This window comes from Comamonas jiangduensis (assembly GCF_030162955.1).
Lineage (GTDB): Bacteria > Pseudomonadota > Gammaproteobacteria > Burkholderiales > Burkholderiaceae_C > Comamonas > Comamonas jiangduensis.
The window spans coordinates 122,495-137,183 of sequence record NZ_JARXOV010000008.1; the positions used below are offsets into that span (position 1 = coordinate 122,495).

The 14,689-nt window shown below is 62.2% G+C and carries 13 protein-coding genes; 10 read left to right on the forward strand and 3 right to left on the reverse strand.

Annotated elements, in window-relative coordinates; genetic code table 11:
• Positions 1-72: 72 nt before the first annotated feature.
• Complete coding sequence (gene xdhC, locus QEP12_RS08630; RefSeq protein ID WP_246254071.1) at positions 73-897, reverse strand: xanthine dehydrogenase accessory protein XdhC; 825 nt, start codon at positions 895-897, stop codon at positions 73-75.
• A 152-nt stretch (positions 898-1,049) separates the two neighbouring features.
• On the opposite strand from xdhC, the gene QEP12_RS08635 reads away from it, so the two are divergent.
• The 3 genes from QEP12_RS08635 (at position 1,050) to QEP12_RS08645 (ending at position 2,650) form a co-directional block, all read left to right on the forward strand.
• Positions 1,050-1,550, forward strand: a complete 501-nt coding sequence (locus QEP12_RS08635) for a hypothetical protein (protein WP_174862798.1) — start codon at positions 1,050-1,052, stop codon at positions 1,548-1,550.
• Entirely contained in the window at positions 1,540-2,076 is a 537-nt protein-coding gene (locus QEP12_RS08640) for a GNAT family N-acetyltransferase (RefSeq protein WP_284213982.1), read from the forward strand. Before QEP12_RS08635 ends, QEP12_RS08640 begins: the two co-directional genes overlap by 11 nt.
• 106 nt (positions 2,077-2,182) lie before the next feature.
• Complete coding sequence (locus QEP12_RS08645) at positions 2,183-2,650, forward strand: hypothetical protein (RefSeq protein ID WP_284213983.1); 468 nt, start codon at positions 2,183-2,185, stop codon at positions 2,648-2,650.
• A 152-nt stretch (positions 2,651-2,802) separates the two neighbouring features.
• Here QEP12_RS08645 and uraH read toward each other — a convergent pair whose 3' ends face one another.
• A complete protein-coding gene (gene uraH, locus QEP12_RS08650; RefSeq protein WP_284213984.1) occupies positions 2,803-3,153 on the reverse strand; it encodes a hydroxyisourate hydrolase in 351 nt (116 codons plus the stop codon).
• A gap of 93 nt (positions 3,154-3,246) precedes the next feature.
• On the opposite strand from uraH, the gene QEP12_RS08655 reads away from it, so the two are divergent.
• From QEP12_RS08655 to QEP12_RS08680, 6 genes are all read left to right on the forward strand, one after another.
• On the forward strand, positions 3,247-3,924 hold the full coding sequence (locus tag QEP12_RS08655) for a GntR family transcriptional regulator (RefSeq protein WP_284213985.1): 678 nt from the start codon (positions 3,247-3,249) through the stop codon (positions 3,922-3,924).
• Positions 3,925-3,956: 32 nt separating this feature from the next.
• The gene (gene puuE / locus QEP12_RS08660; RefSeq protein WP_284213986.1) at positions 3,957-4,916 is read left to right on the forward strand and encodes an allantoinase PuuE; all 960 of its coding nucleotides are present in this window, start codon (positions 3,957-3,959) and stop codon (positions 4,914-4,916) included.
• 78 nt (positions 4,917-4,994) lie between these two features.
• Complete coding sequence (gene uraD, locus QEP12_RS08665) at positions 4,995-6,764, forward strand: 2-oxo-4-hydroxy-4-carboxy-5-ureidoimidazoline decarboxylase (RefSeq protein WP_284213987.1); 1,770 nt, start codon at positions 4,995-4,997, stop codon at positions 6,762-6,764.
• A gap of 24 nt (positions 6,765-6,788) precedes the next feature.
• Positions 6,789-8,057 (forward strand): M20 family metallopeptidase, encoded by a 1,269-nt coding sequence (locus QEP12_RS08670; protein WP_284213988.1) that lies wholly within the window; start codon positions 6,789-6,791, stop codon positions 8,055-8,057.
• Between the two features lie 415 nt (positions 8,058-8,472).
• The gene (locus tag QEP12_RS08675; protein ID WP_284213989.1) at positions 8,473-9,960 is read left to right on the forward strand and encodes a nucleobase:cation symporter-2 family protein; all 1,488 of its coding nucleotides are present in this window, start codon (positions 8,473-8,475) and stop codon (positions 9,958-9,960) included.
• A gap of 191 nt (positions 9,961-10,151) precedes the next feature.
• Entirely contained in the window at positions 10,152-12,449 is a 2,298-nt protein-coding gene (locus QEP12_RS08680; RefSeq protein WP_174862803.1) for an NADP-dependent malic enzyme, read from the forward strand.
• A 231-nt stretch (positions 12,450-12,680) separates the two neighbouring features.
• On the opposite strand, the gene QEP12_RS08685 is transcribed toward QEP12_RS08680, so the two are convergent.
• Positions 12,681-13,334, reverse strand: a complete 654-nt coding sequence (locus tag QEP12_RS08685) for a flavin reductase family protein (protein WP_174862804.1) — start codon at positions 13,332-13,334, stop codon at positions 12,681-12,683.
• 134 nt (positions 13,335-13,468) lie between these two features.
• On the opposite strand from QEP12_RS08685, the gene QEP12_RS08690 reads away from it, so the two are divergent.
• Positions 13,469-14,497, forward strand: a complete 1,029-nt coding sequence (locus QEP12_RS08690) for an ABC transporter substrate-binding protein (protein WP_284213990.1) — start codon at positions 13,469-13,471, stop codon at positions 14,495-14,497.
• The last annotated feature ends 192 nt before the right edge of the window (positions 14,498-14,689 follow it).

Genomic DNA, 14,689 nt, shown 5'->3' on the forward strand with positions numbered 1-14,689 from the left:
CAATTTTTGTTGCCAAAAGCAAAAAAAACAGCCGCTCCTCGGGCAACTACCAAGATCCCAGCAGCTCCCCCGTCAGACAGCTGCAAGCTGCTGTGCACGCAGTTGCAATAACTGTGCCGCTACGGCGATGGCAATCACCTCCGGCTCTTTGCCTGCAATGCCGGGCAGACCGATCGGGCAGGTGATGTGGGCGATTTCGTCGGCACCAAAGCCACGCTCGGCCAGCCGCTTTTGAAACACCGCCCATTTGGTGGCGCTGCCAATCAGCCCGATAAAAGGCAGATCACCGCGCTCACGCTGGCGGCGCAGACAGGCGCTGACAATGTCCAGATCTTCTGCGTGGCTAAAACTCATCACCAACACCAGCGATTGGGCGGGCAGATCGCGCACTGCATGGTGTACCGGGCTGGAATGCTCGCAATGCAGCTGCGGCATGGGCTGCGCGGGGAAAACGTCGTCCCTGCTATCAACCCAATGCACCCAAAAGGGTAGCGGCTGCAGCACACGCACCAGGGCGTGCCCTACATGCCCGGCCCCAAACAGCGCAACCGGCGCACGCGCTGGCTGCAGCCGCGCCAGCACGGCCTCAACATTGTGGGCATGCACAGCAGACCAGCGCATTTGCACCGCACCACCGCAGCACTGTCCCAGCGAAGGCCCCAGTGCCAAGCGCTGGTTGAAGCTGTCGCCCGGCATGCCTTGCTGCAGCCACGCTCGGGCCATGCGCATGGCCTCCCATTCCAGATGACCACCACCAATCGTGCCCACCAGCGCCGTGCCTTGCAGCGCCATCCAAGCGCCCGCACTGCGCGGTGCAGAGCCTTGCACGCCCACGACCTCTACCAGACACACCGGTGCTTGCGCAGCCAACGCCCGCAGGCGCTCCCCATCATTCACCCCATACCTCATTTCTTTGCATTGCTTGGCGCACTGCGCCACCCCGGCATACAGCACGCATCTCGAACACGGTGACAAGCACAAGGCTTGCCACTTTGCCGATGCACACCATGCCGCTGCATGGCGCGGCAAGATCAGGATAAGCTAGCACCATGCCTGAAAAGTCTGCATCCCCATCTTCCCTCCCCAAACGCCACTGGCTGTGGGGTGGCATGGCCACTGCGATGGCGGCATTGCTGGCTGCCTGTGGTGTCAAGCCGCCGCCGCGCCCGGATGCGCCCGATGCCGTCGTGCCCAGCAGCAACTCCAGCGCCAGCACCCCGCGCGCTTATCGCCAGGATGCCGCGCGCCACCTGTACGGGCAAAACGCCCACCGCATTTACAAAGGCAAACTGCCCCCCTTGCTGTATGCCGTGGGGACGCTGGAAGTCAATCTGGACCGCAAGGGCCAGGTGCGCAGCTTTAACTGGATGCGCGCACCCCGCCATGCCCCTGAAGTGATCCGTGAAATTGAGCGCACCGTGCGCGCTGCCGCGCCCTTTCCGGTTGCCAGCAAGCTGGGCTATGTGACCTATACCGACACTTGGCTGTGGGACAAATCCGGGCAGTTCCAGCTGGACACCTTGACCGAAGGCCAGCGCGATGGCGGCTAAGCCCGCGCCGCCCTGTGTGCTGCGCACCTTTGCACCCAGCGATGCAGCCGCCTTTCAAACGCTGCGCCTGCAAGCCCTGCAGGCACACCCCGCAGCCTTCTTCTCATCCCCCGAAGAGCAGGCCGACATGCCACTGGATGCCGTGGCGCAAGGTATTTGCCCCAGCCCAGACAGCTGGGCGATCGGCACATGGCACAACGATCAGCTGGTTGCCACCATGGGGCTGCAGCGTCACCAACCGCTGAAGCTGGCGCACAAGGCCGAAATTTGGGGCGTGTATGTCGCCCCGACCTTCCGCGGCCAGGGTATTGCCCATGCCATGCTGGCCCGCACACTGTCCCACGCACGCAGCATGCAAGGGCTGCAACAAGTGCAGTTGGGCGTACTCAGCAGCAACCATGCCGCGATTGCACTGTACCTGCGCCACGGTTTTGTGCGCTTTGGCACGGAGCCGCGCTGTGTGTACGCAGAAGGCCGCTACCACGACGAAGACTGGATGCTGCTCTGCGCGCTGTCACCCGCCTAAGCAGACAACGCTGTGCAGGTTAGGCCGCCTGCGGCACAACGGCCTACAACAACACGCGCACATGGTGCAGCACCACGGCCCAGCACCTGCGCAGTAATCTGGTGCCATGCACACCCACCCTCACCCCCTGAGCATCGCAGCAACGCGCCGCCATTGGCTGTTGGCTGGCTTGACAGCCAGTGCAGCTGCGGCACTCACCGCCTGCGGCGTCCCTATCACGCTGCCCAGCAAGGGCCGCCCAGCCTCCGCCGCTTACGAACGCAAAGCCGCTAACCACCTCTACCAGCGCTATGCCTCGCGCATTTACCGCGGCAAGCTGCCCGCCATGCTGTATGCCGTGGGTGTGCTGGAGATCAGCCTCAGTGGCAGCGGCCAGATCCAGCGCCTGAACTGGATGCGCAAACCCAGCCACGCCCCCGAAGTGGTGCGTGAAATTGAGCGCTTGGTGCGTGCTGCTGCACCATTTCCGCCCACTGGTGCGGGCAGCGTCAGCTATACCGACACTTGGTTGTGGGACCGCTCCGGGCGTTTTCAGCTCGATACCTTGTCGGAAGGGCAGCTGGAAGGCGGCTAAGCACAGAAAGTTTCAAAAACAAGAGCGGCTTGCGCTGATGCTTCAACAGTTTCAGACACAAAAGCACCTGAAACTATTGCACATCGAGCGCAAGCCGCTCTCTTTTTTATGGTGTGAGCGCCGTTATGCGCGCTCAGCGCCAGCCTGCCACATCACGACCCCCGGTAGGTGGAATAGCTCCAAGGGCTCACCAGCAGCGGCACGTGGTAATGCTGATCGGTGTGCGCCACGCCAAAGTCCAAGTTGACCACGCTCAAGAAATTCGGCTCGGGAAGTTGCACGCCTTTTGCTTTGAAGTAGCCTGCTACATCGAAAGCCAAGCGGTACGTGCCAACTTTCAGACTGTCGTTATCAAACAGCGGCGCATCGGTGCGGCCATCGTGATTCAGCGTCAGGTCCTTGACCAGCGTGGCCGCGTCACCGTCGGTGGCATACAGCTTCACCTGCATGCCCGCTGCAGGGCAGCCGTGCATGGTGTCCAGAACGTGGGTACTCAAGCCCATGAGGTAACTCCTTAATGTCTGCAGCTGCCACGCAACCGCTTGTTTACCAAAAGTGTATACAATTTTTGCTCAAACGCATCTATGATGATCCCTATGGAAACATCCTCCACCAGCGCCATTGCGGACGCTTTGACCCGTGCCATTGTTGAGCACAAATTGCTGCCCGGCACCAAGCTGGCCGAGCAAAAGCTGGCCGACCACTTTGGCGTCTCGCGCACCTTGGTCAGGCAAGCTTTGTTCCAGCTGTCGCAAAACCGGCTGGTCACGTTGGCCCCTGCGCGCGGCGCCTTTGTGGCCACGCCGTCGGTTGACGAAGCCAAGCAGGTGTTTGCCGTGCGCCGCATGCTGGAGACCGAAATGACGCGCGCCTTTGTGCGCCAAGTCAAACCCGCGCAGATCAAAACCCTCAAGCACCACATTGCCGCCGAGAAAAAGGCCATGGACCGCAACGATGTGGGCCAGCGCACCGAGCTGCTGGGCGACTTCCACGTGGTCATGGCCGAGCAAATGGGCAACCACGTGCTGGCGCAGCTTCTGGGTGACTTGATCTCTCGCTGCGCCCTCATCACGCTGATGTACCAAAGCACCAGCGCCGCCGAGCACTCGCACGAAGAGCACGAAGCCATCGTGGCCGCCCTGGCCGCCAAAGACGAAGACACCGCCGTGCGCCTGATGCAGGAGCACCTGGAGCATGTGGAACAAGGGCTGACCTTTGACCGCGATATGCCGACCAACGATTTATCCATGGCGCTGTCCAGCGTCACCCTCTGAAGCTCTGCCTTTTGCCTGATTCGTAGATTCCCATGACTTACAACGCCTGCGCCCCCTACCCCCGTGACCTGATTGGCTACGGCCGCACCCCGCCCCATCCCCAGTGGCCCGGTCAAGCGCGTGTGGCGGTGCAGTTCGTGCTGAACTACGAGGAAGGCGGCGAGAACCATGTGCTGCACGGCGATCCGGCCAGCGAGCAGTTCCTGTCCGAAATGTTCAACCCGGCCGCCTACCCGGCGCGCCACATGAGCATGGATGGCATCTACGAGTACGGCAGCCGCGCCGGCGTGTGGCGCATCCTGCGCGAGTTTGAAAAGCGCGGACTGCCTCTGACCGTGTTCGGCGTGGCCACGGCCCTGCAAAAGCACCGCGAGCTGGCCCAGGCCTTTGCCGATCTGGGCCACGAGGTGGCCTGCCACGGCCTGAAGTGGATCCACTACCAGAACGTGCCCGAGGAGATCGAGCGCGCCCACATGGCGCAGTGCATGGAGATTTTCGAAGACCTCTACGGCCACGATGGCGACCACGGCCTGGGCTGGTACACCGGCCGCGACAGCCCCAACAGCCATCGCCTGGTGGCCGACGACGGCCGCTTCGCCTACGACAGCGACTACTACGGCGACGACCTGCCGTTCTGGATGCGCCTGGAAAAGACCGATGGCAGCCACCACCACCAGCTCATCGTGCCCTACACGCTGGACGTGAACGACATGCGCTTTGCCCTGCCCCAGGGCTATTCGCACGCCGACCCGTTCTTCCAGTACATGAAAGACACCTTCGACACGCTGTACGCCGAAGGCGCCGAAGACGGTGACAACGCCCCCAAGATGATGAGCATTGGCATGCACTGCCGCCTGTTGGGCAAGCCCGGGCGCATCACGGCGCTGCAGCGCTTTCTGGACCACATCCAGCGCCACAGCGACGTCTGGGTGTGCCGCCGCATCGACCTGGCGCGCCACTGGGCCCAGCGCTTCCCGGCGCCCGCGCTGTGAACGCAGTTTGATTGCCAAACTGGCATCCAGCCCTTATCCATCCTGCGTCAGCAGCTCTATTTTTTGACAGGAAGCACCATGGCCCTGACCCTGGAACAACTCAACACCGCCGACACCGCCAGCGCCGTGCAGCTGCTGGACGGCCTGTACGAGCATTCGCCCTGGATTGCCGAAGCTGCGCTGGCACAGCGCCCGTTCAAGTCACTGGCCCACCTCAAGCACGCCATGGTCCAGGTGCTGGCCCAGGCCTCGCCCGAGGCGCAGCTGGACCTGATCCGCGCCCACCCGGAGCTCGCTGGCAAGGCCATGGTGGCCAAAACGCTGACGGCAGAATCCACCAACGAGCAAAACAAGGCGGGCCTGACCGCTTGCACGCCCGAGGAGTTGGCACACATCCAGCAGCTCAACGCGGACTACAACGCCCGCTTTGGCTTTCCCTTCATTCTGGCCGTACGCGGCCCGCGTGGCACAGGCTTGCCCAAGCAGGAAATCATTGCCACCTTTGCCCGCCGCCTGCACAACCACCCCGACTTTGAGCGCGCGGAGGCCATTCGCAACATCCACCGTATTGCGGAAATACGCCTGAACGACAAGTTTGGCTACGAGCCCACACTGGGCAACGACGTGTGGGACTGGCAGGAAAAACTGGCCCAGCACAGCGAGCCGGGCTATGCCGAAAAGGGCCAGCTCACCGTCACCTACCTGACCGACGCCCACCGCGCCTGCGCCCAGCGCATCAGCCACTGGATGCGCGACTGCGGTTTTGACGAGGTCGAGATCGACGCCGTGGGCAACGTGGTCGGCCGCTACCACCCGGCCCAGGCAGGCGCCAAGTACCTGCTGACCGGCAGCCACTACGACACCGTGCGCAACGGCGGCAAGTACGACGGGCGCCTGGGCATCTTCGTGCCTATGGCCTGCGTGCGCGAGCTGCACCGCCAAGGCAAGCGCCTGCCGTTTGGCATTGAGGTGGTGGGTTTTGCAGAAGAAGAAGGCCAGCGCTACAAAGCCACCTTCCTGGGCTCTGGCGCGCTGATCGGCGACTTCAAGCCCGAATGGCTGGAGCAAAAAGACGCCGACGGCATCACCATGCGCGAAGCCATGCAGCATGCGGGCCTGTGCATCGACGACATTCCCAAGCTCCAGCGCGATGCTGCGCAGTACCTGGGCTTTATCGAAGTGCATATCGAGCAAGGCCCGGTGCTCAATGAGTTTGACATTCCGCTGGGCGTGGTCACGTCCATCAATGGCGGTGTGCGCTACGTGTGCGAAATGATTGGCACCGCCAGCCACGCTGGCACCACGCCCATGAACCGTCGCCGCGATGCGGCGCTGGGCGTGGCCGAGCTGGCGCTTTACATGGAAGAACGCGCACTGAAAGACGGCGACAGCGTGGCCACCATCGGCATGCTGCAGGTGCCCAATGGCTCGATCAACGTGGTGCCCGGCCGATGCGCCTTCAGCATGGACTTGCGCGCCCCCACGGATGCCCAGCGCGATGCCATGGTGGCCGATGTGCTGGCCAAGCTGAACGAGATCGCCCAGCGCCGCGGCCTGCAATACAAGACCGAGCTAGCCATGAAAGCCGCCGCCGCGCCCAGCGATCCTGCCCTGCAAACGTTGTGGGAAAACGCGGTACATGCCTTGGGCGTGCCACTGCTGCGCATGCCCAGTGGCGCGGGCCACGATGCCATGAAGCTGCACGAAGTCATGCCCCAGGCCATGTTGTTCACGCGCGGTCTCAACAGCGGCATCAGCCACAACCCGCTGGAAGCCACCACCAGCGACGACATGCAACTGGCCGTCGACGCCTTCAGCCATGTGCTGGCGCAACTGGCTGCCCACTAAACCCTAGCGATTCGAGACAACACAATGACCCAAGACCGCCAAGCCACCTACGCCGCGCTGGATGCATGGATTGATGCGCACTTTAACGAACAGGTACAGTTTCTGCAGGCGCTGGTGCAGGTGCCCACGGACACGCCGCCCGGCAACAATGCCCCGCATGCCGAACGCACGGCCGACCTGATCCAGGCCTTCGGCTTTGAGGCCGAAAAGCACGTGGTGCCGGCCCAGGCCGTCAAGGACTACGGCATGGAGTCCATCACCAACCTGATCGTGCGCCGCCCCTATGGTGCGGGCGGCAAGACGATTGCCCTGAACGCCCACGGCGACGTGGTGCCCCCCGGTGAAGGCTGGACCAAGGACCCGTATGGCGCCCAGATCGAAGACGGCAAGATGTATGGCCGTGCCACGGCGGTGAGCAAGAGCGATTTCTCCACCTTCACCTTCGCCGTGCGTGCGCTGGAGGCCGTGGCCAAGCCCGCCCGGGGCGCGGTGGAGCTGCACTTCACCTACGACGAGGAGTTTGGCGGCCTGCTTGGCCCCGGCTGGCTGCTGGAGCAAGGCCTGACCCGGCCCGATCTGATGGTGGCCGCGGGTTTCAGCTACGAAGTGGTGACCGCGCACAACGGCTGCCTGCAGATGGAAGTGACCGTGCACGGCAAGATGGCCCACGCCGCCGTGCCCCACACGGGGGTGGACGCGCTGCAGGGCGCCGTGGCCATCATGAACGCGCTGTATGCCGAGAACACCCGCTACCAGCAGGTGACTTCACAGGTCCCCGGCATCAAGCACCCCTACCTGAACATCGGCCGCATCGAAGGCGGCACCAACACCAATGTGATCCCCGGCAAGGTGGTGCTCAAGCTGGACCGCCGCATGATCCCCGAGGAGCACCCGGCCGAGGTGGAAGCCAGCATCCGCGCAGTGATCGCCCGCGCCACCGCCGACTTCAACACCCAGCGGGGCTACACCGGTGAGGACGCCGTGCGTGCGGACATCAAGCGCCTGCTGCTGGCCAACGCCATGACCCCGCTGGCGGGCAACCAGCCCTTGGTGGAGGCCATCCAGACCCACGGCGAAGCCGTGTTCGGCACCAAGCCGCCCGCCGTGGGCACGCCGCTGTACACCGACGTGCGCCTGTACGTGGAGCGCGGCATCCCCGGCGTGATCTACGGTGCCGGCCCCCGCAGCGTGCTGGAAAGCCATGCCAAACGCGCCGATGAGCGCCTGGAGCTGGAAGACCTGCGCCGCGCCACCAAGGTCGTCGCGCGCAGCTTGGCGGATTTACTCGCTTAAGACACCTCCGCCCTCGCTGTTTCAGCGGCAACTCTCAGCCCCTACCGCTTACGCGCTAGGGGCTTTTTTACGCCCTGAAAAATGCGTGGTTCTTGCTGCAGCATGCCAGCACAGCCAGCGTTGCGGCCTTGCTCATTCCACGCCTGCAGCACACAAATACCTCGATTCAAGGTATCGATAGCACCGCTCAAATTTCATAGTGCAAAAAGCCTTCTTGCTTCACAAAAAAGAAATCCATCCACTTCAAAAATTTGGCATTTTTAAGGGGCAAACCCTTAGGAAATAAGAGCAGATCGGGGGTTTCTCTTGGAACGCTTTCCACCTTACTTTGTATACACTTTTTGTATGGATCGTTGTGCGCAAGATGTGCATCGCGTTCTGTCAGAACAGATCAAGGATTCCAAGGAAGACCCCCATGCAAACCAATGTGCATCCTGTTGATGAAAAACTACCTTTAGGGCGCGTGACTGCGCTGGGCCTGCAGCACGTTTTGGTGATGTACGCCGGTGCTGTGGCTGTGCCCCTGATCGTGGGCCGTGCGCTCAACCTCCCGCCGGAACAGGTGGCCATGCTGATCTCTGCGGACTTGTTTGTCTGCGGGCTGGTCACGCTGGTTCAAGCCATGGGCTGCACACAGTGGTTTGGCATCAAGCTCCCCGTCATGATGGGCGTGACCTTTGCCGCCGTCGGCCCCATGGTGTCCATGGCGCAAAGCACCGGAGGCCACGCAGGCGCCGGGTTGATTTTTGGCTCGGTCATCGGCGCCGGGGTGATCTCCATGCTGATTGCGCCGGTCATTAGCCGCTTGCTGCGTTTCTTCCCGCCGGTGGTCACAGGCACCATCATCACCGTCATCGGCATCAGCCTGATGCGCGTGGGCATCAACTGGATTTTTGGCAACCCCGTCGGCCCCACCGCCCCCTCGGTGCCCAACCCCGAGCACCTGAAGTGGCTGTCAGAGGCGCAGGCCATGGCGGGCGCGCCGGGCACCTCGCTGCCGCCCGTCCCCAAAGGCTTTGCCGTGGTGCCCACCATCCCCAACCCCAAATACGCGGACCTGACGGGGGTTGGCATCTCTGCCGCCGTGCTGCTTACCATCTTGCTGGTGGCGCGCTTTGGCAAGGGCTTCCTGGCCAATATTTCGGTGCTCCTGGGGATTTTGGTCGGTGGCATCATCACCGCTGCCATGGGTCTGATGGACTTTCACAAAGTGGCACAAGCCCAGTGGTTCAACCTGGTGCTGCCTTTTGAAATTGCCATGCCCGTGTTTGACCCCATTCTCATCTTGACCATGACCCTGGTCATGGTGGTGGTGATGATTGAATCCACCGGCATGTTCCTGGCCCTGTCTGACATGACCAGCAAACCAATCAGCCAAAACGAACTGACACGTGGCCTGCGCACCGATGGCTTGGGCACCTTGATTGGCGGCATCTTCAACACCTTTCCCTACACCAGCTTCTCGCAAAACGTAGGGCTGGTTGCGGTTACGGGCGTCAAGAGCCGCTGGGTCTGCGTGGCAGGCGGGGTAATTTTGATCGTGCTGGGTGTGCTGCCCAAAATGGCCATGCTGATTGAGTCTTTGCCCACCGTCGTGCTGGGTGGTGCTGGGCTGGTGATGTTTGGCATGGTGGCTGCTACCGGCATCCGCATCTTGTCTACGGTGGACTTCAAGGACAACCGCAACAACGCCATGATTGTGGCGGTGTCCATCGGCGTGGGCATGATCCCGCTGGTGGCACCCAACTTCCGCCAGTGGATGCCCCACCCCATCCATCCCCTGATCGAATCCGGTATCCTCTTGGCCTCGATTGCTGCGGTGCTCCTGAACGTGTTTTTCAATGGCGCACGTGGCGATACCCAAGCCGTTATCAATGCCGCGCGCCAGGCAGATGCGCACTAAAGCATCCTGACCTAGCTCCACGCCCAGCTTATTTGGGCGCCCGCAGTCCCGGCCTATCCAGCCGGGGTTTGTGCATGCGGTGACGCATATTGCAGCGCACCATAGGTTCATTGATAGCAGACACACGACCTGGAGTAAGCTCTAGGTAAGCAAGCACCTAGCTTGCCGAGTCAGATTCACCAGATTTTTGTATGACGCAAACCCTGTCCACCGCTGAACAAGCCCTGCGCGATGCTGCGCGTGAGTACCACGCTAGCCCTAACAAGGGCAAGATTTCGGTCACCCCGACCAAGCCCCTGTCCAACCAGCGTGACCTGTCGCTGGCCTATTCCCCCGGCGTGGCTTACCCCTGCTTGGATATTGAGGCTGACCCCTCCAAAGCCGCCGAGTACACCTCGCGCGGCAATCTGGTGGGCGTCATCACCAACGGCACTGCGGTGCTGGGTCTGGGTGATATCGGCCCTCTGGCTTCCAAGCCTGTGATGGAAGGCAAGGGTTGCCTGTTCAAAAAGTTTGCCGGTGTGGACGTGTTCGACATCGAACTGGCCGAGCGCGATCCCGACAAGCTGATCGACATCATCGCCTCGCTGGAACCCACACTGGGTGGTATCAATCTGGAAGACATCAAAGCGCCGGAATGCTTCTACATTGAGCAAGAACTCTCCAAGCGCATGAATATTCCCGTCTTCCACGACGACCAGCACGGCACCGCCATCATTTCCAGCGCTGCCCTGTTGAACGGCCTGGAGCTGGTGAACAAAAAAATTGAAGACGTGAAGGTGGCGGTCTCTGGCGCTGGTGCTGCGGCCATTGCCTGCCTGAACGTGATGGTGGGCCTGGGTGTGCGCCGCGAAAACATTTTCGTGTGCGACTCCAAGGGCGTGATCTACCAGGGCCGCCCCGGCGGTTTCGACGCCTCTAAGGCGCAATACGCACAAGATACCGACAAGCGCACGCTGGCCGATGCGGTTGACAGCGCCGATGTGTTCCTGGGCTGCTCGGCCCCCGGTGTGCTGACGGCAGACATGGTCAAGACCATGGCGCCCAACCCCATCATCTTGGCGCTGGCCAACCCTGAGCCTGAAATTCGCCCTGAACTGGCCAAGGCCGTGCGCCCCGACTGCATCATCGCTACGGGCCGCTCGGACTACCCGAACCAGGTCAACAACGTGCTGTGCTTCCCCTACATCTTCCGCGGTGCGCTCGATTGCGGCGCCTCCAAGATCACGGAAAGCATGAAGCTGGCTTGCGTGCGCGAAATCGCGGCGCTGGCCAAGCAGGACGTATCGGACGAAGTGGCTGCGGCCTACCAGGGCAAGGAGCTGAAGTTCGGCCCTGACTACCTGATTCCTACGCCCTTCGACACCCGCTTGATCATGCGGATTGCCCCCGCTGTGGCCCAGGCTGCGGCAGAGTCGGGCGTGGCCATGCGCCCCATCGAAGACATTGCCGCTTACCGCGACAGCCTCAGCCGCTTTGTCTACCAGACCAGCATGATCATGCGCCCCGTGTTTGCCGCTGCCAAGAGCAATCTGCAGCGCGTGGCCTATGCGGAAGGTGAAGACGAGCGCGTGCTGCGTGCCGTGCAAGTGGTGGTGGAAGAGGGCTTGGCCAAGCCTATTTTGATTGGCCGCCCTGCCGTGATCCTCGCGCGAATTGAAAAAGCCGGCCTGCGCCTGCAACCCGGTGTGGACGTGGAAATCTGCAACCCCGAAGACGACCCCCGTTTCCGCCAGTACTGGGAAACCTACCACCGCATGATGGGCCGTGAAGGCGTGACGCCCGAGACTGCCAAGTCTGCCGTGCGCCGCTCCAACACCCTGATCGCGGCCTTGATGGTCAAGCTCGGCGATGCCGATGCCATGCTGGCTGGCCTGGTGGGGCGTTTTGACCGCCACCTCGACTACATCGAGACCGTGCTGGGCCACAAGGCAGGAGCGGATCGCTTGGCCACTGTGAACGCTTTGTTGCTGGAAGACCGCACCCTCTTCATCGCGGACACCTACATCAACGAAGACCCCACCGCCGAAGAGCTGGCCCAGATCGCCAAGATGGCGGCCGACGAAGTGGCGCGCTTTGGCATTCCACCAAAGGTGGCCTTCCTGTCGCATTCCAACTACGGCTCCTCCAGCCGCAAATCTGCCAAGAAGATGCGTGCCGCGCGTGACCTGTTCGCGGCTGCCAACCCCGGCATCGAATGCGATGGCGAAATGCATGGTGACGCCGCACTGGACGAAAAGGTGCGCGCACGCACCTTGCTGGACAGCACGCTGCACGGCGAAGCCAATGTGCTGATCTGCCCCAACCTGGACGCGGCGAACATTCTGTTCAACGTGCTCAAGACCACGGCATCGCACGGCACCACCATCGGCCCGATCTTGATGGGTGCCTCGGCCTCGGCCCATGTGCTGACGCCCTCGTCCACCGTGCGCCGCGTGGTCAACATGACCGCGCTGTCAGCGGCACAAGCGATTGCGCACAAGGCCTAAGCCCCGGCGCGATTCACCGCGCTGCTGAAATACAAAGCCCTTGGCACCTGCCAAGGGCTTTTTTCATGCACTTTCACGCGCTGGGATGCGCTTCGCAGTTGGATGCGGTGAAGCAGCGCAAGCCGTGTTGAGACGTTAAGAAGCTTTGATTTATGTAGCTGCCAGCGCTTGTGAATACTGGGCTTCACAGATAAATCTAACTGAAAGGACGATATATCCAGCGCCGTTAGCTCACATTTCATCAATCGCAGTACTGGCACTGCCTGCCTGCGGGGTGGCCTTGCCTGCATCCCCATCGATGGCAAAACGCTCACGGCAGGTGACGTAGAAGCTGGCGCCAAAACGGCCCACGGGAAAGTAGTCCTGCAGTCTCACGCGCCAGGTTGCGGTGTCTACCAGTCCATCGCGCACCGCCAGCCACTGCACGCGGCCGATGAAGACGTAGCGGCTGTCGGTTTCCATCAGCTCGTGCAGCACGCACTCGAAGGCCACGGGCGCCTCGGCAATGCGCGGCACCTGCACGGTCTGGGACGGTGTGGTGTGCAGGCCCGTGTAGGCCAGCTCACTCTCGGTCACGGGCAGGCGATCCCCACAGCGGTGCATAGCGGCCGCGATCGGTTCATCGGCCAGGTGCACCACGAACTCTTTGGTGCGCAGGATGTGCGCCGCCGTGTCCTTGAGCTGGCCGTCCTGCAGCTTGTTCACGCTGAGCATGACCACCGGCGGGTCCTCGCCCACCATGTTGAACATGCTGAACGGCGCAGCATTTACCGTGCCGTCCGCGGCCAGCGTGGTCACCAGGGCAATCGGCCGCGGCACGATCAGGCTGGCCATGAGCTTGTAGCGCTCGTACGCGCCGAGGGTGGAGAAATCAATTTCGGTCATGGAGCTTTCCGTTTCTGTCGCCATGCGGCGACCTGTGCCCCGGACCGCCGCAACTTGCATGCCAATTGTGTATGCAATCCGGGCATTGATCTTGCTCAACCCGTGCTCCTTCCACCCTTTGATTGTGTTGAACCATGCGCAAACGCCAATTCCTGCAGACCGCTGCCGCCGCCTTGCTGGCCACCTCGGCCCTAACCAGCGCCCACGCACAGGCCACGCCTTTGAAGTTCCAGCTCGACTGGCGTTTCGAAGGCCCGGCCGCCCTGTTCGTGCACCCGGAGCAAAAGGGCTACTTCAAGGAAGTCGGTCTGGATGTGAATGTGGAAGCCGCCAGCGGCGCCGGCGCCATCCAGCGCGTGGCCTCGGGCACGCACGACCTGGGCTTTGCCGACCTGGCCGCGCTGATGGAATTCCACGCCAACAACCCGGACGCGCCCATCAAGCCTGTGGCCATCATGGTGATCTACAACACCACGCCCGCCTCGGTCATGGCGCTGAAGAAATCCGGCATCACCAAGGCCGCCGATTTGACCGGCAAGAAGCTGGGCGCGCCCATTTTTGATGCCGGCCGCCGCACCTTCCCCCTGTTTGCGCAGGCCAACGGCGTGGGCGAGGTGCAGTGGACCACCATGGATCCACCACTGCGCGAGACCATGCTGGTGCGCGGCGACCTGGACGCCGTGACCGGCTACACCTTCACCAGCCTGCTGAACCTGGAGGCGCGCGGCGTCAAGCGCGAGGACGTGGTGGTCCTGCCCTATGCCACGCACGGCGTGCAGCTGTACGGCAACGTCATCATCGCCAGCCCCAAGTTGATTGCCGAAAAGCCCGAAGCCGTGCGCGCCTTCCTCAAGGCCTTTGCCAAGGGTGCCAAGGAAGCCATCGCCCACCCCGAGGCGGCCATCGCCTCCATGAAGGCCAAGGACGGGCTGGTCAATGCACCGCTGGAAGTCAAACGCCTGAAGCTGACCATCGAAACCGCCATCGACAGCGAAGGCGCGCGCAAAGAAGGCTTTGGACAGATCAACCCTGAGCGATTGAAGTTGATGGCCGAACAGGTCGCCAAGGCCTACGCCACCCAGCGCCCCATCCCCGTCCAGGCCGTGTGGAACGGCAGCTTTCTGCCCAGCGCGGCAGAATTGGACGTGCTGCCCAAGCGTTGAGCTACCGCATGCCGCCATGTCATGTGGCGTGCAAGGCATGGCATGACATGGCAACGGTGACAAGGCCTGCAGCCGTGCAGGCCTTTTTTGCGCTGCATTGTGGGGCGTGAGATGTGGGCGTATACCTTGCCCCATTCACTCAAAACAAGAGCAGCTTGCGCTTGCCTACATTGGATATAGCGCCTAAACACA

Coding starts and splice junctions, on each gene's coding strand:
- uraD (WP_284213987.1), top strand. CDS start 4,995: ATGGCCCTGACCCTGGAACAACTCAACACCGCCGACACCGCCAGCGCC.
- QEP12_RS08670 (WP_284213988.1), top strand. CDS start 6,789: ATGACCCAAGACCGCCAAGCCACCTACGCCGCGCTGGATGCATGGATT.
- uraH (WP_284213984.1), bottom strand. CDS start 3,153: ATGGGCTTGAGTACCCACGTTCTGGACACCATGCACGGCTGCCCTGCA.
- QEP12_RS08680 (WP_174862803.1), top strand. CDS start 10,152: ATGACGCAAACCCTGTCCACCGCTGAACAAGCCCTGCGCGATGCTGCG.
- QEP12_RS08645 (WP_284213983.1), top strand. CDS start 2,183: ATGCACACCCACCCTCACCCCCTGAGCATCGCAGCAACGCGCCGCCAT.
- QEP12_RS08640 (WP_284213982.1), top strand. CDS start 1,540: ATGGCGGCTAAGCCCGCGCCGCCCTGTGTGCTGCGCACCTTTGCACCC.
- QEP12_RS08635 (WP_174862798.1), top strand. CDS start 1,050: ATGCCTGAAAAGTCTGCATCCCCATCTTCCCTCCCCAAACGCCACTGG.
- QEP12_RS08675 (WP_284213989.1), top strand. CDS start 8,473: ATGCAAACCAATGTGCATCCTGTTGATGAAAAACTACCTTTAGGGCGC.
- puuE (WP_284213986.1), top strand. CDS start 3,957: ATGACTTACAACGCCTGCGCCCCCTACCCCCGTGACCTGATTGGCTAC.
- QEP12_RS08655 (WP_284213985.1), top strand. CDS start 3,247: ATGGAAACATCCTCCACCAGCGCCATTGCGGACGCTTTGACCCGTGCC.
- QEP12_RS08685 (WP_174862804.1), bottom strand. CDS start 13,334: ATGACCGAAATTGATTTCTCCACCCTCGGCGCGTACGAGCGCTACAAG.
- QEP12_RS08690 (WP_284213990.1), top strand. CDS start 13,469: ATGCGCAAACGCCAATTCCTGCAGACCGCTGCCGCCGCCTTGCTGGCC.